Source organism: Paraburkholderia fungorum (assembly GCF_046027215.1).
GTDB classification, from domain to species: Bacteria; Pseudomonadota; Gammaproteobacteria; order Burkholderiales; family Burkholderiaceae; genus Paraburkholderia; species Paraburkholderia fungorum_D.
In genome coordinates this window covers 2,175,178-2,196,923 of the sequence record NZ_JAQQEN010000001.1, presented here as the reverse complement: position 1 = coordinate 2,196,923, position 21,746 = coordinate 2,175,178, and the positions used below count along the sequence as shown (strand labels likewise).

Sequence of the window (21,746 nt, the reverse complement as noted above, 5' to 3'; positions counted from 1 at the left end):
CTTCAGGTTGAGGTTATTGGTATCGTGCGGCGCCGCGCACCCGATCGATCAGCGCGAGCGGATCTGCCGGCAGCGCATCGCCGCGCCAGCCGACGTGCTGGTCGGGCCGCGCCAGCAGCAATGCATGGCGATATGGTGCGCGCTGTTCATGCGGTGCGATATCGAGTACGCGCAGCGGCACGCCGCGCAGCCGTGCGGCGTCGATCAGCGGCGCGATATCGATGGAGGCGTCAAAGCGCAGCAACGCGTAATCCGCACCCATGTCGTCGTACAGCGACGTGCCGTCCGCGCGCACGATATGCGGCACGCGACAGCCCGGCGCGGTCGATTCGGTGAACTCGCCCATGCTGTACACGGGTGCCGCTTCACCGTCGTACGCGATCAGCGGCGACTGGTCGTAAAAGTAGCCAAAGTTCAGGCCGGCTGCACTGTACTGCTGCACGTTCAGTTCGTACGCACGGCGTCCAAGCTCAGCGCGCAACGCATCGCCCTCGGCGCCGGGCGCCTCGATATTCAGGGGTACGCTGCCACGTTGCTTCGCCATCGCATGCGCGTGATTCATCGCGAAGTGCGAGACCTGTTCGGTGATCGGCATGCGTTCGGCTTCGTACGCATCGAGGATGTGCTCGCCGCCCCAGCCGTTCAGCTGCGCGGCCAGCAGCCACGCAAGATTTGCTGCATCGGCAATGCCGGCGTTCATCCCATAGCCCGCGTACGGCACCCATAGATGCGCGGCATCGCCGCACAGAAACACGCGTCGATCGCGGAACCGGTCGGCCACGAGCCGTCGGCCAAACCAGTCTTCCTTGCTGATAACCTCGTATTCGAAGGCTTCGTCGACCCCGAGAATGTCGCGAATCGACCGGTCGCGATCGACCGATTCGAAGTCGGCCTCGCTATCGCGCAGGTAGTTGTGCACCAGCCAGCGTTCGCGACCGTCGATCGCGTAGACGTTGCCGCTGCGGCGCGGATTCAGCGAGAAAGTGCTCCATGCCGGCGCGTATCTGAACAGCTCGATCAGACGCGGTGCGCGGATATAGGTGGACTGCACGCGCTGCACCACGGCGTCGCCAACCAGCTGCGCGCCGATGCCCTTGCGCACCAGCGAGCGGCCGCCGTCGCAACCGATCAGATAGCGTGCGTCGAAGGTCAGCGTTGCACCATCGTCGAGACGGCGCGCGGTGACCTGCACGCCTTCGGCATGCTGGCTGAAATCGGTCACTTCGATCCGGTTGATGATCGTCACGCGCGGCATCGCCGCAGCGTGTTCGAACAGGATCGGTTCGAGATAGATCTGGTTGATGCGATGCGGCGGCTCGGCGGTCGGCCAGCGCGTATCCGGGCCCGGATCGCCACGCAAGCGTCCGGCGCGGCTCGGAATGGGGATACGGGTGAGTTCGATACCGGTGGCCGTGGTGCGATAGGCGACGTCGTGCGCATAGTCGTCGGGCAGTCCCGCCGCGCGCACTGCTGCCGCGACGCCCAGGCGCCGGAAAATTTCCATTGAACGCGCCGCAACGTGATTGCATTTGACGCTAGGCGGCTCCCCGGGTCGACGCATTTCGAGCACCGTCACGTCGATGCCGCGCGCGGCCAGGTCGAGTGCCATCGTCAGTCCGATCGGACCGGCGCCGACGATCAGCACTTGTGCGTTTCTTATGGTCATGAGGGGCGCACCCGTTGTCTCCTTGTGAGAGTTGAATTTACGGTGCATCATTCATAAAGACCAACGAAATATAAACATGCCCGCATAAAGTGGACTCATGAATCCGACCCTACGCCAACTGCAGGCATTCGTTCTCGCCTACCGACTCGGCGTCCTGACGCGCGCCGCCGACCAGATGTTCATCACGCAATCTGCGGCCAGCGTGCTGATCAAGCAACTCGAGGACGGACTCGGCATCAAGCTGTTCGACCGCACGTCGCGCACGTTGCGCCCCACGGCCGCCGCGCACGAAATCCTGCCGACCGCGGAGCGCATGCTGCGCGATCTCGATGCATTGAAAGCGGGCGCGCGCGGCGTCACCGAACGCAGCCGCGGCCGGCTCAGTTTCGCGTCAACGCCGTCAGTGGCGGCCGCCGTGCTACCCACCTTGCTCGCCGACTACAGAATCCGCTATCCCGAGGTCGAGATCGCGATGCAGGACGTCGCGCCCGACAGGCTCATCGCGCCGGTGCTCAGTGAGGAAGTCGAGTTCAGCATCGGCACGCTCGGCAGCAAACCGGAAGGCATCGAACTGCAATGTCTGACGCGCGACCATATCAGCGCGATCTGTCTCACCGATTCGCCGCTCGCGCGGCAACATCGCGTCACATGGGACGACGTGCTGGGTTTGCCCTGCATCACCGTCAAACAGGGCAACGGCATTCGCGACCTGATCGATGCGGCGCTGCGCGAACGCGGCGAGAAGCTGACGCCGGCTTACGAAGTGTCCTATCTGTCGACGGCGCTCTCGTTCGCGTCGGCCAATCTCGGCGTGGCCGTCCTGCCCGCTGTGCTGCTCGATTCGCTCGCCTATCACAAGCTGATTGCGCGGCGCATCGAACAACCCGAGGTACCGCGCGATATCCAGTTGATCACGCACGCCGAGCACTCGCTGTCGCCGGCCGCGATCGGTTTTGTCGAACTGTGGTACGAACGCATGGGCAAGCCGGGTGACCTGACGGTGCGCACGGTGCCGCGGGCGACGTCCGCGCAGCTGGAACACTAGCTACTCCGCCTGCCGCCGCGGCCTCGTGCCTTTCATCGCCCTTGCGGTTAGCGGACCGGCACGTCGAACGTGTGACACAGCGCTTCGAGCGCGCTTGCGTCGCGGCATGCCTTCATTGCGGTTTGCACGAGATCGCGCCCCCGTCGACCGCCAATCACTCGCGTCGCCTTGTCGATCAATGCTACGACATCGAATGGCAATGCCGGGTCGCCAGGACTGTCCACAACCAGAATCTGTTCGCGACGCTGCCCGGCGATCACCGTGACACGCGCGGGCCATTGCCGCGGATACAGCGCATCGAGCGCCGGCTCCGCGCATACGGTGATGTTCGCGGCGAAAGCGCCGAGCGGTCCACGCCAGTCGAGCGCGTCGCGCGATACGTCGTCTAGCGACTCGGGCTGCAGCGCGGCCAGCGCCAACTGTCCCGGCGCACTGACGATACTCGCGAGGCGGCTCACCCCCGGCGCTTCACGCGCAATCATGCCGGCGTAAGCGCCCGGCACCTGAACCTCGATCGCGTCGATACTCGCCGCAGCAAGTCCCTGTGCCAGCAGTTCGCGCAAGCCGTGTAGCGCGGCGAGGGTCTGTTTCGCGCTGCAATGCGGCTTGATGCTGGTCTCTGCAATCAGCGGCGAAGCGAAATCGAGCCCGCGCAGCGGCGTCGTGTCGGCCGCAGCGCCACCGATGCCAGCGAGCCACGCATCGTTCAGCAAACCCGTGTCGCCATCGATGCCGTCCGCCGCGGCCAGCGCGGCAAAGCAGCCCGCGCGCACCGCATTGCCGAACAACGCCCAGCGTGCAGGGCACGGCGTGCGCGGTGTGCGGCCCGGCGCGCGCGGCGTCTGTGCGAGCGCCATCGCGAGGGCTTCGGCGGTGCGTGCCGCGTTCAGTCCGAGCAATCGGGCGGTCGTAGCCGCCGCGCCGAACGGTGCGACGAGATAGGTCGGCCACAGCCCCTGCGCGAGCAACGCTGCACCGCCCATCGCGAGTGCAAGCCGCACTGCCATTTCCTGTCCGACGAAAATCGCCTCGATGAAACGCGCGGGACTGGCGTCGGTTGCGAGCGCACGCATCGCGAGCGCGCACGGCACCGCGATGGCGCTGGCGGTGACGGCGCTTTGCCGGTGGATGTCGTCGATCTCGGACAGTCGCATGACCGCGGCGAGGCGCGAACTATGCGCAAGCGGCGAGACTTCGGTGCGATGAATCAGCGCCGCGATTGCATGTCCTTCCGTGCTACGCATGCCGGCCATCAGTGCGATCGATGCGTCGGCCAGATGCAGCGCAAGCCGCTCGAGGCCGGCGCCGGCGCCGATCGATGCGCCAGCCGTGAATTCGGCAAGCTCGTCAATCAGGTGTGAGGTTTTCATCACGCGCGGTTAAAGGTGGAGGACTCAGCGTCGAGCAACCGGCTCGGCGCACCCTCGTGCCCCAGCACCAGCGGCACGCTCGCACGCCAAGGTCCATCGTCGAGCTGCAACTCGGCCGACAGCATCGCGAGCGCACCGGGCGGCAGTGCGTGCAGGCGGCCGGTCTGTCGCGACGCAACCCGTTCGAGCGAATGCGGTCCGATACTGGCCTCGAGTGTCCAGTCGAGCACCTCGCCAGGCGCGTCGCCGAGATTCGGGCCTTCACTATCAGCGTGCAGCGCAGCGGCCGTTGCCGCGAACCAGCGCTGTGCGCGTTGCCATGACACTGGTAACGATAACGGCAACGACAGCGGCTCGCGCGCAACGCAGCGCGCGGCACGCACCCACACGCCCTTGTAAGCAAGCGACAGATCGATTGCATAGCGCGTGCCGAGCGGCACATGACCCTCGATGCGTCGCGGCGTCGGATCCGCCGCGAGATCCGGCGCGATTCGTTGCAGCACCTCTTCGGCGCCCGCGAGCCGCGCTGCGGCTTCGATCGCGGCAAGCACGGCAGAGGTGCATTGTGCGTCGGCGGGAACGGCGCGAAACGCGCCGCGTGCAATCGAAGCCGCCTGCACCGCGAGGTCGATTTCGGCCTGATCCGCCGGCTGTCGCACCGTCGCGTACAGTTCGCTCGCGTCGACGAGCGACTCGCCGCGTCCTGCGTCGCTCAGTTGCTTCGCGATGGGCCACGGCAGCCTGTCGAGCGCGATCACGCCGATATGCCGGCCGAGCGGCACGCGCTCGTCGAGCAGCGCCTGAATATTGGCCGCGAGGCGCGGCGCGGTCATCACGCCGCCTGTATGGGACACCGCGTGAATCCATGGATGCACACGGCGTGTGAGCGCCGTAAGCAGGATCGGCCGACCTTCTGGAAACACGGCCAGCATCGCATCGCCCCAATAGGGCAGGAAATTCGACAACCACTGTACGGCGGCCGGCTGCGCGAACGACCCATAGACCAGCACGGCGGCCAGCTGCTGCGCGCGCATGGCCTGCTGAAGCCGGCCCACGCGGGCGTCCAGGGCCGCTTCCGAAAGCTCCTCGCGCGACCAGCTGACGAGTCCACGACGCATGATTTCACTCCTCGATAGCGATGCGCGCCTGACTGTCCGCGCGGTCGACAAGATCAACGTTGTTCAGATGGGGACGGAAAACAGTTCGCGAGGAGTCGCCGTCAGCACTTCGCAGCCGGTCTCGGTGACGCGCACCGTGTCGCCGAGCACGATATAGCCGGCGTCCGGATGGTAAGTATTCGGATGCACGATCAGTGTCATGTTCGGCGCGAGCATCTGGTCGACGCCTTCGAGCACATGCGGACCGTCGACATAGAGGCCGATGCCATGGCCGCGCACGCGCGTGTATTCGGCGCTCACGTAGTCGCCGAGTCCGTGGCGGCGGAACACGTTGTTCTGCGCGACCGCAATCTCGCCGTGCGTCACGCCGGGACGCACGAGTGCAATGCCCGCCTCCAGCGCCTCGATGTAGACCGCAAATGCGCGCCGCTGGATCTCGGTGGGTTCGCCGATCGTCAACGTGCGGCAGATCTGCGAGTAGTACCCGTCGACACACGGCGTGAGTTCGGTCGTCACCAGATCGCCGGGAGCGAGGCGCCGCTCGCCGGGCGGATGCATGCTGCGCACTTCCTGCTGGCCCGAGCCCATGATGATGAAGTTCTCGGGACAACCCTGGGCGCGAAGCCACGCCTCGACGTCGGCGATGACCTCGTACTCGCGGCGCCCCACTCGCGCCGCGCGCTGAAACACCTTGTAGCCTTCGTCGGCAAGCGCTGCGGCGCGCGCGACCGCGGCAGCCTCGGCGGCGGACTTCGCGACCATCAGCTGGTCGAGCAGCGCGGTCGCCGCAGTGATGCCCGCAGTGATGCCCGCAGTGATGCCCGCAGTGATGCCGGCAGTGATACCCGAAGCGAACGCCCCGCGCGCGAGACACCAGGGTGTCGCATGCGCGGGAACCACCGCCGTGCGCGACGGATCCGCCGTGCCCAGTAGCGACGCTGCGTAAGCAGCCGCATTCGGCGCGCACAGCACGTCGTAGGACGGTTGCTCGGCGGCGATCCGCGCCGCCTCGAACGGATGCTCGACCACCAGCCGCGTACGCGCATCGCGGGCGAACAGTGCGACCGCCTCGCCCTCCATCGGCGTGACATCGAGGGCAAAGCGCAGATAGTCGCTGCGCCAGGCGTTGCCGGAAATGACCAGCAGATCGAGTCCGGCATCGCTCATCGACGCACGCAAACGCGCGCGCCGCTCGTCCTGCAACGCCGTGCTCACGAAATGTTCTCCCGTGGTTCTGGCTCTGTTTCGTAGCCGTAATCGCGCGCGGCACCTTCGACGCTCACGTAGCCGAGCCGCACGTCCTCCGCCAACACCTCTTTTGGGCGTTCGAACGGATCCCCGTAGCCGCCGCCACCGGCGGTCCAGAAGGTGACCGTGTCGCCCTTGGCGAGCACCACGTTGCTCTCCTTCGTGACCGAGCGCTCGCTGCCGTCGCCGCGCCGGATCAACGACGCATTGCTGCGCCCCGGCTGGCCGCCGTCGACGCCCCACGGCGGATCGATGATCCGTTCGAGGTTGATGTTGACCGTGCTGTTCTGCAGACAGCGGTAGCGCAGTTCGACGCCGAGTCCGCCGCGCTGCCGGCCCGGTCCGCCACTATCCGCGCGCAGCTGATGGCATTCGATGAGGAACGGATAGCGGATCTCCTGCAACTCGACCGGCGTATTGCGTACATCACCCTGGCAAATCGACACCGAGGCGGATTCCCCGTCCGCCGTGTCGCGGCCGCCCCACCCTCCGCCGAAGATGTTCATCAGCACGTAACGCTCACCGTTTTCTTCGCGCTGGCCGTAGAACGAACAGCCGCCCATGTCGCCTTTGTGCGCGGCCGGGATGAACTCGGGCAACGCCGGCGTCAGCGCGCGTAAGAGCGTATCGATCACCGTCGGCAGCGCGACGCTCCACAACCCGAGTGCCGCCGGCGGCCGTGCGTTGAGCATGGTGCCGAGCGGCGAGATCAGCGTAAGCGGCCGGAAGCAGCCTTCGTTGACAGGCGCATGGGGCGCCGTGAGGCACTTGAACGCGACCCGCGCCGCCGACAGGCCGCCTGAATAACCAGAGTTAAGGGGCCCAGGCACCTGCTCGTTCATCTCCGAGTAATCGATCGTCAGGTTCGAGCCTTCTACCTTGACCGTCACCTTCACGCGCAACGGCACGTTCAGGCGGCGGCCGTCGCTGTCCAGATGCGATTCGGCGGTGTACACGCCGTCCGGAATGCGCTCGACCACCGCGCGCGCCTCCGCCTCGGCCTGATCCCACGAGGCGGCGATGCAGTCGCGCACCGTCGCCATCGAATAGCGCCGGAACAGTTCCGCGAGCCGGCGTCCGCCGAGCTGGCAAGCCGCGATCTGCGCGCGCAGATCGCCGAGCGACGCCTCCGGAAAGCGGATGTTGTCGGAGATCATCTGCCAGACGCCTTCGTTGCGCTTGCCGGCGTCGTACAGTTTGATCGAGCGCATCTGGATGCCCTCGTGAAAGATCTCGTAGGTCTGCACGTTGCCAAAACCGGTGCGCAATCCGCCGACGTCGACCCAGTGCGCGCGGTTGGCCGCGAACGCCACGACCTTGCCTTCGTAGAAGCACGGCGTGTAGACCACGACGTTATTCAGATGCTGTCCGCACACACCGGCGTGATTCATGATCACGACGTCGCCCGGTGCGAAACCGTCAAGGCCGTAGCGCTCGATACCATCGCGCACGGCGATGTCCAGATCGGCCAGAAAGATAGGCAAACCGCCGGAATTCTGGCAGATCATCCGGCCGTCCGTGTCGATCAGCCCGCAACAGAAGTCGCGCACCTCGTAGATCATCATGTTGTAAGCGGACTTGCAGAGCGCGAGCGCCATTTCTTCCGCGTAGGCGATCAGCGAATTCGTCACGACTTCGAGCGTGATCGGATTCACCTTGCGAGGGATCGACGGCTCCTGCGTCGAGTCGTGCGTGAGCGGTACGGCAAGGGTGGAGTCGGCTGTCATGGCGTTTGCTCTTCCGGAAGTTTGATGGCGACCACGATGTGGCCGTGTTCGGTGACGCGCGCGACGTCGCCCGGAAACAGCACCGTGGTCGAATGCGGTTCCTCAATGATCGCCGGGCCCTCGACCGTGAAGCCGGGTGCGAGACTCGGGCGCCACAGGATGCGGGTGGGAAGCGGCCGAGCCGGATCGTCGAAGACCACGTCTCGCGTCTGCTCCGCACGTGGCGCTTCGACTTCGGGTGCGGCCCCGAGCAGGTTGTCGACCGAGCCGCCCGCGCGCTCGACGGTGACCGTCAGACGCAGATTGACGACCTCGATGATTTCGCCCACCGCCGAATGGCCATACCGCTTGTCGTGCAGTTCGTCGAAGCGGCGGCGCATGTCGGTGTTGGTGTGCGATAGCGCGTCGGGCGCGGCGAGCGGCACGGTGATGCTGTGCTCCTGGCCCCGGTAGCGCAGATCGACGCCGAACTCGAATTGCGCGGCCGCCTCGTCGAGCTCGTCGTCGGCGAGCTGCTGGCGCGCGGCCGTGCGCAGGTCCTCGAACGCCCCGGCGACGCCTTGCGAATCGAGCAGTCCAAGCGTGCCGACCAGCGTGCGCACGAGGTCATGACGCCACGGTGCGAGCAGCATGCCGAGCGCCGAGAAGTTACCTGGCAGCTTCGGAATCACCAGCGTGGGAATGTAGATCTCCTTGCATAGCGACGCCGCGTGCACCGGCCCCGCACCGCCGAACGCGATCATCGCGGCTTCGCGGGGATCCACGCCCTTGCGTACCGACACGGCGCGTACCGCAAGCGCCATCGCGGAATCGGCAATCCGGACGATGCCGATCGCGGCTTCGGCCGTCGTGAGCCCCATCGGTTCGCCGACCCGCGACGCGATCGCACGGTCGGCGCCGGGCGCATCGAGCGCCATGCCGCCGTCAAGGAAGCGGCCTGCGTTCAGGCGGCCGAGCACCAGGTTGGCGTCGGTAATGGTCGGCTCCTCGCCGCCACGCCCGTAGCACACCGGCCCCGGTGCGGAGCCGGCGCTTTGCGGACCGACGTGCAGACCGCCCGCACCGTCACGCCATGCAATGCTGCCGCCGCCGGTCCCCACCTCGACGATCGCGACGACCGGCAACTGCATCGGCTGGCCCGTCGCGTAGCCGCCAATGTAATAGCCCTCCTCGATCGACATCTCGCCATCCGTGATCAGCGTCGCCTTCGCGGTGGTGCCGCCCATGTCGAAGCCGATCGCCTGACGCAGGCCGAGCAGCCTCGCAATATGGCCGGCGCCAATCATGCCGGCGACTGGTCCGGATTCCATCATCGATACCGGCTCGACGCACGCATGCGCGAGCGACATGCTGCCGCCGCTCGAACGCATCATATGGATCGCACCGCTGAAGTCGCGTTCGCGCAGATGCGCTTCGAGCGTGCGCAGATAGCGCTGCACGCGTGGCCCGACGTAGGCGTTGAGCACGGTCGTCGAGGTGCGTTCGTACTCACGGCATTCGCGCAGGATTTCATGCGACAGCGTGACGAACAGCTTCGGAAACGCTTCACGCAGCACGCGCCCGGCCGCCCGTTCATGCACCGGGTTCGAGTATGAATGCAGGAAACAGACCGCAACCGATTCGACGCCGGCGGCAACGAGCCGCTCGCCAAGCGCGAGCACTTCGGCTTCGTTAAGCGGCGTCAGCACCTCGCCGCGCGCGTTGAGCCGCTCGCGCACTTCGAAGCGCAACTCGCGCGATACCAGGGGCCGCGGCCGCCTGAAGTGGATATCGAACGCGTCGGGCCGGTTGCCGCGGCCGATTTCGTAGACGTCGCGAAAGCCTTCTGTCGTGATCAGTGCGGTAGCCACGCCACTGCGCTCGAGTACCGTATTGATCGCGATGGTCGAGCCATGCAGGAACTCGTCGATTTCACCTAGCCGGGTGCCTGCCAGTTCGAGTGCGTGCGCTACGCCCTCGGTGGGGTTCGCGGGTGTCGTGAGGGTTTTGGAGAGCACGAGTTCGCCCCGTCGATAGCCAACGAGGTCAGTGAAGGTACCGCCGATGTCTACGCCTGTCAGGTTCATGTCCAGTTCCACGTTAATGTTTGCCGGGTTTGCCGCTGACCGCCTGTCCGCTGTTCGCATGACAGACGACCTGCTGCCGGTCTGACGTCCTCTGCTGTTTGTCAAACAAGACTAAATGAGGGGTGCCAGGCCGGGCAATCCGCTATCGGGCTATGAGTTCATAGTAAGATGGCTATGAGCTAACGAGCTTCACAACGGGCTTCATAAAGGGGGACGCAGATGCGACCGGTCACGATGCGGGGCCTCGAAGTTTTCGTCGCGGTCGTCGACACGGGCGGCTTCGGTTCAGCCGCGAGCGCCCTCGATATCACGCAGCCTTCGGTGAGCGTTCATATGCGCGAGCTGGAGAGCAAGGTGGGCGGTCCGCTGTTCGAACGTCATCCTGGTGTTTCCCCGCAGCTCACCCCGGTCGGGCGTAACTTCTATGCCTATGCGGTAGACACGCTGGCGCGCACGCGGGCGATCTCATCCGACGCCGGACATGCCAAACGCAAACTTCATTTCGCTGCGCAACGTTTCGTCGCGAATGCGCTGCTGCGCCGGCCACTCGAAGAATTCACGTCGTTGCGCACCCAGGTCGAACTGATCGTGCGCACCGGCACGTTCGAGGAAGTCCACGCACTGTTCCTGAAAGGCGCGGTCGACCTCGTGTTCATGCTCAGCAACGGCGAAGTGCCGGGATTGCAAACCGAGCAGATGGGCCGCTACCGGCTCGCGTTCGTCGCGCCGCCAACTCATCCACTTGCCAAGGCGCAGAACATTTCGATCGATATGCTGGCGGCCCATCCGTTCGTCGCTGCCTATGAGCAGTCGTATTTCGGCCGGATGATTACGGACAAGCTGCGCGCGGTGGGACTGACTGATCCGATCATTGCGTCGCAGGCTCAGGAAATGGGCACCGTGCGCGACATGGTGGTGGCCGGCATGGGCATCGCCTGTGCCTTGCGGCGTGCGTTGCAGGCGGACATCGCGGCGGGCTCGCTGGTCGAGCTGGATGTCGACGTCGAGCCGATGTACCTCACGCTCAACTATGCGCGGCGCGTGCGCCCCGAGTTGCCGGAAATCGACAACCTGATCGACATGATGCGGCGTTCTGAGGGATTGCACGCGTAACGCGTCATGCCGGCGCCGGTATCCTGGTGCCGGAATGACACATTACGTCGACGAAATATTACGGCGCGTTACGCCCGCGTTTTACACCCGCGTTTTACACATTAGCCGGCTCACGCAGGTTCAGAATGCGCCGCGCGTTTTCACCCAGCACCTTGTTCTGATCCGCTTCCGACAGCCCCGCTTCGCGCAGCACCTTCAGCGCGGCGTCCGGGTCCCAGCACGGATAATCGCTGCCGTACATCACATGATCGGCGCCATAGAACTCGACCGCAAAGCGCACCCCCATCTCATGCGGCGACACCGTGTCCGTGTACATGCGCTTGATATAGATGCTCGGCAGCTGCGGCAGCTTCGCCTTCTTCGAGTTCTTGTCCATGCGGCCGGCCTGATACGGTAACGCGCCGCCGGTGTGCGACATGACGATCTTCAGCCCCGGATGGCGCTCCATCAGCCCCGACAGGATCAGCCGGCAAGCGGACACGCTGACGTCGATCACGCGCCCGAGACTCAGATAGAGCGCGCCATCGTAGCCGTCGAGAATATCGTTGAAAACGGCGTCGGTTGGGTGCAGAAATAATGGAATGCCGAGTTCTTCGACACGCGCATAAAACGGTTCGAGCCGCTCGGCGTCGATACGCGGGTCGGCGCCAATGCTGCCCGGCAGATTCACCCCCATTAGCCCGAGGCGGTTGATCGCGTGGTCGAGCACCTCCAGGGCGACCTGCGTGTCGACCAATGGCACCGCTGCGCTCGCCCACACGCGACCCGGATAGCTGCGCTGTGCGCCGGCCATTTCTTCATTCCACTGCATGGCAGCCGCCCTGCCTTCTTCAACAGGCAGATCGGAGAAGTGGACCGAGAACGGGCCGATCGAACAGACCACGTCGATCTCATAGCCGGTTGCATCCATACGCGCCAGTTGCTTTTCGATGTCGAACCAGTCGGCGCCGAGATCAAATCCCGGCACGCCATTGTCGGCGCGCCAGTACTTATAGCCGCCACGACCGTTAGGCTCGGCGCGCGGAAAACCTTCCCGCTTGCACAGTGCCTCGAAAATGGATCGTGGCCACCAATGAAAGTGCGAATCGACAATGCGCATCGACATTCTCCTGAATGCAAGGAACCCGGCCGCGAAGCCATTTTGTAAGCCTCACGCCGACGCTTCAATTCTACGATCCCGCGTTCGCCGGCAGCCACTCGTTAATAGCTATGAGTGGGTAGAAGGAAGGTTATGGGTGCCGTCGCCATCCGGGACAACACGGAAAACAGATAAGAAATCTTTATGCAAGCATTAACCCATAGCCTTCTTTCTATCCACTCATAGCCCAAGTGTAGATTGCCTGAACAATATGGCCTAGTTAGCTTACGTCACAATCCGCCGTGCAGGACAAGGGCGCGGATCTGAGATTAGGACTCCCTTCCACTAAGCATATCAATCGGGATGTCAGTGCTACGAGAGCTGTCTTTTCAACCCGCTCGCCATGCCTTGCATCGGACGCGGGCGCATCGATGCCGATCTGTTCAAACGAAAAAAATTGGGGAAATCGCGATGAAGAAGCAAGTAAGGGAATACACGCGGCAGCTCGCAGGCGCGTTTGCAGCACTATGCCTCGCCGGAACGGTCCATGCGCAGTCGAGTGTCACCCTGTACGGCGTAGCCGATGCCAGCCTGCGATACCTGACAGGTGCCAACAAAGCCGACGATTCCCAATTCTCGCTGGCCAACGGCGCGATCTCCCAAAGCCGTTGGGGGATGCGCGGCCGCGAGGATCTCGGTGGAAGCACCTATGCAATGTTCGACCTGCAGAGCGGCTTCAACCTGCCGAACGGCTCGATGTCCAGCTCGGGCGTGATCTTCAACCGTAATGCTTATGTCGGCATCGCTAACCCGACCTTCGGTTCTATCAAGCTCGGTATCATGGACAACCCGACCTATCAGTTGCTCACCGACGGTTGGGACCCGCTGACGGTCGGCAACTACCTGCAGAACGAATGGCTGCCGGTTGCATTCTCCGGTGCGCTTCGCGGCGGCAGCAACATGGCGCTGTACACACTCGATCGCGGACCATTGACCATGCGGGGCTCGTTCAGCCTCGGCGGCGTGGCGGGCAATTTCAATTCGGGCACGCTGAAGGTGCTGGCGATTGCGTACGATCCGACTCCCTTCGGCGCCGAAGCCGGCTTCGTGCAGGGCTACAACGCAAACAACTTCTCGCAGCGCGCATTCAACGTCCAGCTCCGCTTCAAGGGTCTGCAGGCGTGGGAGTTCTGGCTCGGTTATTACAACGACGACGATCACACCGGCTCGGTCGACGCGTTCCTGACTGGCAATGCGGCAGTGGGCACGGCGATCGGGCGCAAGGACAATGCTTTCGTCGCGGGCGCCGCGTATTACGTCACACCGACCTTCAGACTGACCGGCGCGGCCTATTACGACAACGCCCAGAATGTCTCGGCAGTGAACGGTGCGGACGGCAAGCGCTATACCTATGTCGCCCTTGCCGAATACTTCCTGTCCAAGCAGGTGACCTTGTACGGCACCGTCGACTATAACCGCGTGACCGGCGCGACCACCAATGAAGAGCCGAACGGCAAGGATCAGTTTGGCGTGGGCACGGGCATCCGCTATCGGTTCTGAGCCACGGGCGCGGCCCGGTGCCGCGCAGTTTGACTCATGCAGTCACTTTATGTCCGCATTTCTTTATTTCGTTTGTCGCTGAGGACAGCCGCCAGTACAGTAAATTGCCGACCGCTCATCACACCGCGCATGCCGGATATGAACCCAATATCTGGGTGCGCAGTTGTCGGTCCCGCGTCAGGAGACGATGCGACGCAGCAAATCAACATTCAAAACAAAGGATGAGGTAGGCATGTCAGAGTTTTTAACGCAGTGCGCGCCGCACATTCTCGACATTCCGCCGTATGTGGCGGGGCGGCCGGTTTCCGATGTGATGCGCGAGTTCGGGCTCGAGCGCTCGACTATCGTCAAGCTGGCGTCGAATGAAAATCCGTTGGGAATGTCCCCTCACGCGCGCGCCGCCATCGTCGATGCGCTCGCCGATGCGAGCCGCTATCCCGACGCGAACGGTTATGACCTGAAGCAGGCGCTTGCCAAAGCCTATTCGGTCGACGCCGCCTGTATCACGCTCGGCAACGGCAGTCACGATCTGCTCGAAATGGCGGCCCACGCGGTGTTGCATCCGGGACAGTCGGCGGTGTATTCCCAGTATGCGTTCGTGGTCTACGGCAATGCGACCCAGGCATGCGGCGCAGAACATATCGTGGTACCGGTCGATGCCTCGATGGGCCACGATCTCGACGCCATGCTGGCCGCCATCAAGCCGAATACGCGGCTGATATTCATCGCCAATCCGAACAATCCGACCGGTACATTCATCGCCGGCAGCAGGATCGAAGCATTTCTCGAGCGCGTGCCGGCGAATATCGTCGTCGTGCTGGACGAGGCCTACACCGAGTATCTGGACGACGATGACCGCTACGACTCGCTGCACTGGATCGAGCGCTTTCCCAACCTCTGCGTCACCCGCACCTTTTCGAAAGCATTCGGACTGGCCGGACTGCGCGTCGGCTTCGGCGTAGCCGGCCCCGTGCTGACGGGTCTGCTCAACCGGCTGCGGCCCGCGTTCAACGTCAATTCGCTGGCTCAGTGCGCGGCCATCGCCGCGCTCGACGACAGCGTGTTTCTCGAACACTCACGCAAGATCAATCGGCAGGGCCAGCAGCGGCTCACTGCGGCCTTCGACGCGCTCGGCCTCACGTACGTGCCGTCATTCGGCAACTTCGTGATGGTCAAGGTCGGCGCTGAAAAAGACGCCGGTCAACGTGTCAACACCGCGCTCATGCGCCGCGGCGTGATCGTGCGTCCGCTCGCGAGCTACGGGTTGCCGCAGTGGTTGCGCGTGACGATCGGCACGCCTCACGAAAACGAGCGCTTCATCGCTGAGCTGAGCACGATAGCCGGTTCGGCGCGTGCGGCATAAGCGCGTGTCCACGCGATACCGCGCGATACCCATGCGCCGGGGCGCACCGACGTGCCCCGCCGCTCACACGGACATGCCACGTGTTTCGTTTATCGCTCGTCCTTTCCTACCCGCGAGGTCGCGTACATGAATACCTATCGCCACTTCCATGTCGACGGTCAGTTACGGCCGAGCACCGGCACGAACTCGATCACGCTGGTCAGCCCGGTCACTGAACAACCGGTCGGCGAACTGTTGTCGTGCAGCAAGGCCGATGTCGATGCTGCGATCGCCTCGGCGCATCGTTGCTTGCCGCGCTGGGCGTCGAGCAGCATCGAACAGCGCGAGCGCGCGCTCCGCGCGCTGCAGGCAGCCATCGTCAAACGCACCGACCGGATCGTCGAGAGCCTTGTCGTCGAAGTGGGTGTCCCTGTGTGGGTCGGCCGCTCGATGCAGGTGCCGATGCCGCTCGCCAATCTCGACGCCATCATCGAAGGTCTGCACCAGGTGACCTGGGAAGAGCAGATCCGCACCTCGCGCGTGGTGCGCGAACCCGTTGGCGTGGTGGCCGCGATCACACCGTGGAACTACCCGCTGCATCAGATCGTCGCGAAGGTCGCCGGGGCCATCGGCGCCGGCTGCCCCACGGTGCTCAAGGCGAGCGAAATCGCACCGGGCGCCGCCCAGCTCTTCATGGAAGCCGTCGCAGAGGCCGATCTGCCGCCGGGACTCGTCAACATGGTATGGGGTGGCGCGGATGTCGGCGAATGGCTGGTCGCCGATCCACGCATCGACATCGTCAGCTTCACCGGCTCGGGTACGGTCGCGAGACGCATCCTGGCGAGCGCCGCGGGTTCGCTGAAGCGCGTCGCCCTGGAACTCGGCGGCAAATCGGCCGCGCTGATTCTCGACGACGCCGATCTCGACGCCGCCGTGCCCGCGATCGTGCGCCGCTGCATGAACAACTCGGGCCAGGCGTGCGTCGCGCAATCGCGTCTGCTCACGCCGCGCCATCTGCAACAGGAAGTCGCGGATCGCATCACGGCAGCGCTGCAGGAATGGACCTTGGGCGATCCCGCGGACGACAACACCCGGCTGGGACCCGTCGCGAGCCTCCGGCAATTCGACGGCATCAACCACCATATCGGCGCGGCGCTCGACGCCGGTGCAACACTGCTCGCGGGCGGCGTGGGACGCGCTTACGGTTTCGAACGCGGCTATTTCATCGCGCCAACGGTGTTCACCGATGTCGACCGGACGATGGCGCTCGGCTGCGAAGAAGTATTCGGCCCGGTACTGGCCGTGATGCCGTACGACGGCGACGAAGACGGCATCGATCTCGCGAATGCGACGCCGTACGGCCTGTCTGGCGCGGTGTGGTCAGCGAACGGGACGCGTGCGATGAACGCCGCCCGGCGGATGCGCACGGGTCAGGTCATTCTCAACGGTGCACCGCCCAATCCCGCCTCGCCGTTCGGTGGCGTCGGGCAATCCGGATTCGGCCGCGAAAACGGCCGCTTCAGTATCGAAGCGTTTCTGGAGTTCAAATCCATTCAGCAATAACGGCAACGGCACCGCGCGTATTGATTCGGCGCGTATCAGCGAACAACCACATGGGGAGCGGCAATGGAAGCTGCAGGCAAAGCTGGAAACTGGCGGGGCGCAGTCGCTTCGACCATTGGCAACGTACTCGAATGGTACGACTTCGTGCTGTTCGGCTTTCTCACCCTGGTCATCGCCAAGCAGTTCTTCCCATCGAGCAGCCCGTATGGCGGGCTGCTGATGACCACGGCGACGTTTGGTGCGGGCTTCGTGGTGCGGCCCATCGGCGGGGTGCTGCTCGGCATTTATTCGGACCGCCACGGACGTAAGGCCGGTTTGACGATGGTCATCATGATGATGACCATCGCCTCCGCGATTGTCGCGTTCACCCCGGGCTTCCACCAGATCGGCATCGTCGCGCCGCTGCTGGTGGTGTTTGCGCGCTTGCTGCAGGGCGTGTCGGCCGGCGGGGAATTCGGTACCGCCACGGCCATGCTGGTCGAGTACGCGCCGAAGGGCCGCCGCAGCTTCTACGGCAGCTGGCAGATGTTTGCGCAGGCCCTCGGCGCATTGATCGCCATTGCAATGGGCGCGCTATTGACCGGCTTTTTCTCGCCGGCCACGGTCGAGTCGTGGGCATGGCGCCTGCCGTTCGCATTCGGCCTGCTGATCGGTCCGGTCGGTATCTACATTCGAAACCGGATGCCTGAAACCGAGGCGTTCCGGCAACTCACCAAGCCCGCGCGCGCACCGCTAGGCAAGGTACTCACTGACTATCCGAAAGAGGTGTTCATTTCGACCTCGATGAGCGCGGCACTCAACGTGATGTCGTATGTCATCTTCACGTTCCTGCCGATCTTCGCGGTGCAAACGCTCGGCATGCCGATCAAGCTGCCGTTCACCGTGCTGCTCCTGTCGGTGACGCTGCGCATCTCGACCATTCCGCTATTCGGCTGGCTTGGCGATCGCGTCGGTCAGAAACGCGTGATGAGCCTTGCACTCGTCGCGTTCCTGATAACGCTTTATCCGTCCTACTACTGGATGATTCACGCGCCTTCGATGACGTCGATTCTTGCGGTGGAAAGCGTCTTCGCGATCCTCACCAGCGCCGCCACCAGCTCCGTGCCAAGCGCGTCGGCGCAACTGTTCCCGACCTCGGTTCGTTCAACCGGCCTCGCGATCTCCTACAACATCGGCGCATCGCTGTTCGGCGGCTTCTCGCCGTTCATCCTGACGTGGCTGCTGCACGTGACCGGCGACAAGTTCATGCCGGCGCACTATGCCACGCTGTTCTTCGCGCTCGGCCTGATCGGCGTACTGATGCTGCGCAGCGACAAGGACGACAAGCCGGTCGCGGAGCCGGGCCCCGAAGCGGACGATCAATCCCCCGCGCTGAAGCAGGCGCACTGAGGACGATGAATGCGGCGCGCAGGGCGCGCCGCACACAAGCGCAAACGCATACGCAACCGCAACCAACCCAGCCGCAACAAAAAGGCCCCGGCAGCGATGCCGGGGCCTGTGTTCAGGATGAATGGATTGCGGGACCTGATTCTGCAGGACAACTGGGGCGAAGCGCCCCAGTTCGCAACGCGAGGACCTTACAGCTTGAAGATCCGCTCAGCATTGTTGCCGCGCACCTTGTGACGCACCGTGCCGGGCAGTTCGTTCACGCGCGCGAGAATGCCGCCCATGTCGCTGATGTTGTGCGGAAAATCCGAACCGTACAACACATTGTCCTCGCCCACGCAGTTGATCGCCATTTGCAGCGCTTCACGCGAATACACCACCGAGTCGAGGAAGAGACGCCCCATATAGGTGGACGGCCGCTTGCTGATGGTCGCGCGGGCGCTGTCGATTTTCTCGTGGCAACGGTCGAAGCGCGAGATCAGGAACGGCAGTGCGCCGCCACCGTGAGCGCCGATGATCTTGAGCTTCGTATAGCGATCGAAGAAGCCGTCGTAGATCATCCGGCCGAGCGCCAGCGTGGTATCGAACATGAAACCGATGGGCACGATCAGCATGTACTTCTGCATATCGAGGCCGTGCACCGCTGGCGGCGCAGTCGGATGAATCAGGACCGGCAACGCGTGGTCGTCGATCGCTTTCCAGGTTGGCGCGAAGAGTGGATCGGTCAGCGATTTCTCGCCGACGTTGGCAAGCACCAGCACACCGCTCGCACCCAGCTTCAACGCGCGTTCGAGTTCGGGCTTCGCCAGTTCCGGATGCTGCCAGGGCAGCGTCGCGAACCAGCGGATGCGATCGGGGTGCGCGGTCTGTGCAGCGGCAAAGTCGTTGTTCATCGCCTGGGCTGCCTTCAGGCTGATCTCCGGCGTGCCCCAGTACACGCTCGGCGCGGCCAGCGAGACGACACAGATATCGACGCCGTATTCGTTCATCGCCTTGACGCGCGCATCGAAATCGAAGAAGGCCGGGAAGATCGTATTGAATGCCGCGCCGTCGTGATGGATCGCTTCCCGGCCACCTGCCACCTCTTTCACTTCGTAGCGCGGCTTGCCGTGTTCGCGCAACAGGTTAAGCCAGTTCTCGCTGTAGTTATGCGTATGTACGTCGACAACAATACTGTCCATGACGGAGTCTCCAGGATTCAGGTTTTTCAATGCCAGTGCGCGTCCTCGCGGGGCGACTGACGCCTGCCAGTCTAGGGACTGCCTGGAAGCACGGCCAACGAGTAAAAGTTGTTCCCGTATAAGGTGGATTTATGACCACGGAAACGTTTCAGATCGGCAATGTTTCGCTCAAGCAGCTGCGCGCCTTTGTGGTGGTCGCGCAGGAAAAGAGCTTCACGAATGCAGCCGCCCTGCTGCACGTCACGCAGGCCGCTGTCAGCCTGTTGTTGCATGAACTGGAAAAGGAACTGGGCGTGAGGTTGCTCGATCGCACGTCGCGCGCCGCCCAACTGACCGACGCAGGCGCGCAGTTTCTGCCGACCGCGTTGCGCCTGCTGCACGAGTTGAGCTCGGCGATTGCCGACACGAAAGAGTTGTCGAACAAGCGCCGCGGCCGCGTCAGCATCGCGGCGTCGCCCTTGCTGTGTTCGTTGATGCTGCCGTCGGTCATCGCCGCGTACAAACGCGACTATCCGGAGATTTCGGTGGTGTTGCGCGATGTCCCCTCCGGCGACGTCAGGCACCTGGTCGAGGATGGCGCGGTGGAACTCGGTCTGAGCAATCCGGGCAGCGCCGCCGATCTCGTGACCGGCGATACCGTCCTGCTCGACGAAGTGCTGTTGGTCGTGCCGGCGGATCATCCGCTTGCGCAACACGCTCAGGTGTCATGGCAGGAGATCGGGCGCTATCCGCTGATCGCGCTCACCGCACGCAACGTGACGCGGCAACTGATCGACCGCAGCGCCCTCGAGGCAGGCGTGCGGCTGATGCCGCAATACGAGGTGTCACAGGTGTGGACCGTGATCGGCATGGTCGCCGCGGGACTCGGCATCGCGTTTGTGCCCGGCTATGCCTCGGTTGTGCTGGATTCCCGCCAGGTGGTGACGCGAAGGCTATCCTGCCAACCCATCACCCGGCCGATCGCGCTCTTGCATCGACGCGGCCGCAGCCTGAGTCCGGCCGCGCAGACGTTCCGCGATTTTCTGTTCCATCAGGTACGCAATCCGGGCGACAGCGGCTGGGGTGCGCTGCCGTGGAGATTCCAGCCAGGCCACCTGCTATTCGAAACCTAGCCGATGACTGAGAATCGGTGCGCAGAAAAGTGCGATCGCGCATCCCGCCGCCCTGCCCTCGAGCTGCGCCGCACTTTCGCCGTACGTGCCGTAAAACTGCGTGAGCACCTCGAATAGCGGCGGCACGCAATAAAGCGCCGCGGCGGCGATGAAGCATTTGTCCACGAGCGGAATGCGCCAGCCTTTTTTGAGGGCAACCGCGCCGCCAATCACGCGCAGCACGCCGAACACCACGAGGGCGCCCACTGCCTCCTGCTCTCGAATCACATAGTCTGGAACAAATACGCCCATACCGGTCGTCCATTGCAGCGTTGGGGGATCAATATCGACTACGCGCGTGTAGCCAGCACAGGACTATGCCGCAAGTTCGCGCCGGGCGCGAGGATTCGTGATGTCGCCGGCGCGGAAACGGGCTTACCGGTTTGGGGGTTTACGACGCGATGTTCTTCAGCAGTACCGGCGCGTTGAGGTACAGATCGGGAAACACCTTTTTCAGGTTGGCGACTTTCGGCAAGTCGTTAATGGCGATGTACGGGTCGTTCGGATGAAGCGCGAGGTAGTTCTGATGATAGGCCTCGGCCGGATAGAAACCCTTGAACTGTTCCACCCGGGTGACGACCGGCGCCGGGAAAGCATGGGCCTGACCCAGCTGCGCGATATACGCCTCGGCCACATTGCGCTGATCCTGATTGACCGGGAACACGGCCGAGCGATATTGCGTGCCGTGGTCGGGTCCCTGGTAATTCAATTCGGTTGGATCATGCGCGACCGAGAAAAAGATCTGCAGCAGACGTCCATAGGTAATCTGCGTCGGGTCGTAGGTGATCTGCACCGATTCCGCGTGACCGGTATTGCCGTCTTCAACGGAACCGTAGTGCGCCGTGCTGGCCGCCCCGCCCGTATAACCTGACGCCACCTGTTCAACGCCGCGCACGTGCTCGAACACGCCCTGCACGCCCCAGAAACAGCCGCCGGAAAACACGGCGGTTTCGCTATGCGTTGCGACGACTTTTTCGTCCTGGGCGGGCGCGGGAATCCTCGTTGCCGTTTCGGCGGAATGCGCGAAACGCTGCAATGCGAGTGCACCCACGCCGAGCGCGACGATGCCCGCAAGTCTGGCAATGGACGGTCGGCTTCGCCGGGATCCGCTGCCTGTCGATATCTTGTTCAC

At 63.9% G+C, this 21,746-nt stretch carries 17 protein-coding genes; 7 read left to right on the top strand and 10 right to left on the bottom strand.

The features are described from left to right. Positions 1-13: 13 nt before the first annotated feature. Positions 14-1,666 (bottom strand): FAD-dependent oxidoreductase, encoded by a 1,653-nt coding sequence (locus PQR27_RS09700; protein ID WP_408523442.1) that lies wholly within the window; start codon positions 1,664-1,666, stop codon positions 14-16. 97 nt (positions 1,667-1,763) lie between these two features. Here PQR27_RS09700 and PQR27_RS09695 point away from each other — a divergent pair, with 97 nt between their 5' ends. Beyond that, a complete protein-coding gene (locus tag PQR27_RS09695) occupies positions 1,764-2,711 on the top strand; it encodes a LysR family transcriptional regulator (protein ID WP_408523441.1) in 948 nt (315 codons plus the stop codon). A 47-nt stretch (positions 2,712-2,758) separates the two neighbouring features. Here PQR27_RS09695 and PQR27_RS09690 read toward each other — a convergent pair whose 3' ends face one another. The 5 genes from PQR27_RS09690 to PQR27_RS09670 form a co-directional block, all read right to left on the bottom strand. Beyond that, entirely contained in the window at positions 2,759-4,081 is a 1,323-nt protein-coding gene (locus tag PQR27_RS09690; protein WP_408523440.1) for an MmgE/PrpD family protein, read from the bottom strand. After that, positions 4,081-5,199: an aminopeptidase P family N-terminal domain-containing protein gene (locus PQR27_RS09685; protein WP_408523439.1), complete on the bottom strand. Its 1,119-nt coding sequence runs from the start codon at positions 5,197-5,199 to the stop codon at positions 4,081-4,083. Before PQR27_RS09685 ends, PQR27_RS09690 begins: the two co-directional genes overlap by 1 nt. A gap of 63 nt (positions 5,200-5,262) precedes the next feature. Further along, the gene (locus tag PQR27_RS09680) at positions 5,263-6,414 is read right to left on the bottom strand and encodes a M24 family metallopeptidase (RefSeq protein WP_408523438.1); all 1,152 of its coding nucleotides are present in this window, start codon (positions 6,412-6,414) and stop codon (positions 5,263-5,265) included. After that, positions 6,411-8,174: a hydantoinase B/oxoprolinase family protein gene (locus PQR27_RS09675; protein ID WP_408523437.1), complete on the bottom strand. Its 1,764-nt coding sequence runs from the start codon at positions 8,172-8,174 to the stop codon at positions 6,411-6,413. Before PQR27_RS09675 ends, PQR27_RS09680 begins: the two co-directional genes overlap by 4 nt. Continuing rightward, positions 8,171-10,240 carry a hydantoinase/oxoprolinase family protein gene (locus PQR27_RS09670; RefSeq protein ID WP_408523436.1) on the bottom strand — a complete coding sequence of 690 codons (2,070 nt, stop codon included), beginning with the start codon at positions 10,238-10,240 and terminating at the stop codon, positions 8,171-8,173. Before PQR27_RS09670 ends, PQR27_RS09675 begins: the two co-directional genes overlap by 4 nt. A gap of 219 nt (positions 10,241-10,459) precedes the next feature. Here PQR27_RS09670 and PQR27_RS09665 point away from each other — a divergent pair, with 219 nt between their 5' ends. Continuing rightward, a complete protein-coding gene (locus PQR27_RS09665) occupies positions 10,460-11,353 on the top strand; it encodes a LysR family transcriptional regulator (protein WP_408523435.1) in 894 nt (297 codons plus the stop codon). Between the two features lie 94 nt (positions 11,354-11,447). Here PQR27_RS09665 and PQR27_RS09660 read toward each other — a convergent pair whose 3' ends face one another. Next, positions 11,448-12,452 (bottom strand): amidohydrolase family protein, encoded by a 1,005-nt coding sequence (locus tag PQR27_RS09660; protein ID WP_408523434.1) that lies wholly within the window; start codon positions 12,450-12,452, stop codon positions 11,448-11,450. Between the two features lie 450 nt (positions 12,453-12,902). Here PQR27_RS09660 and PQR27_RS09655 point away from each other — a divergent pair, with 450 nt between their 5' ends. The 4 genes from PQR27_RS09655 to PQR27_RS09640 all read left to right on the top strand — a co-directional run bounded on the left by PQR27_RS09655 (position 12,903) and on the right by PQR27_RS09640 (position 18,285). Beyond that, positions 12,903-13,991, top strand: coding sequence for a porin (locus tag PQR27_RS09655; protein WP_408523433.1), 1,089 nt, complete (start codon positions 12,903-12,905; stop codon positions 13,989-13,991). Between the two features lie 232 nt (positions 13,992-14,223). Beyond that, entirely contained in the window at positions 14,224-15,354 is a 1,131-nt protein-coding gene (gene hisC / locus PQR27_RS09650; RefSeq protein ID WP_408523432.1) for a histidinol-phosphate transaminase, read from the top strand. A 126-nt stretch (positions 15,355-15,480) separates the two neighbouring features. Beyond that, complete coding sequence (locus PQR27_RS09645) at positions 15,481-16,896, top strand: aldehyde dehydrogenase family protein (RefSeq protein WP_408523431.1); 1,416 nt, start codon at positions 15,481-15,483, stop codon at positions 16,894-16,896. 63 nt (positions 16,897-16,959) lie between these two features. Continuing rightward, positions 16,960-18,285 carry an MFS transporter gene (locus PQR27_RS09640; RefSeq protein ID WP_408523430.1) on the top strand — a complete coding sequence of 442 codons (1,326 nt, stop codon included), beginning with the start codon at positions 16,960-16,962 and terminating at the stop codon, positions 18,283-18,285. A gap of 188 nt (positions 18,286-18,473) precedes the next feature. On the opposite strand, the gene PQR27_RS09635 is transcribed toward PQR27_RS09640, so the two are convergent. Beyond that, positions 18,474-19,463, bottom strand: coding sequence for an amidohydrolase family protein (locus PQR27_RS09635; RefSeq protein WP_408523429.1), 990 nt, complete (start codon positions 19,461-19,463; stop codon positions 18,474-18,476). Between the two features lie 131 nt (positions 19,464-19,594). On the opposite strand from PQR27_RS09635, the gene PQR27_RS09630 reads away from it, so the two are divergent. Further along, a complete protein-coding gene (locus PQR27_RS09630) occupies positions 19,595-20,575 on the top strand; it encodes a LysR family transcriptional regulator (RefSeq protein WP_408523428.1) in 981 nt (326 codons plus the stop codon). On the opposite strand, the gene PQR27_RS09625 is transcribed toward PQR27_RS09630, so the two are convergent. Beyond that, positions 20,561-20,866 (bottom strand): hypothetical protein, encoded by a 306-nt coding sequence (locus tag PQR27_RS09625; protein ID WP_408523427.1) that lies wholly within the window; start codon positions 20,864-20,866, stop codon positions 20,561-20,563. The two genes, PQR27_RS09630 and PQR27_RS09625, sit on opposite strands and share 15 nt — an antisense overlap. 139 nt (positions 20,867-21,005) lie before the next feature. Next, positions 21,006-21,746, bottom strand: a complete 741-nt coding sequence (msrA, locus tag PQR27_RS09620) for a peptide-methionine (S)-S-oxide reductase MsrA (protein ID WP_408523426.1) — start codon at positions 21,744-21,746, stop codon at positions 21,006-21,008.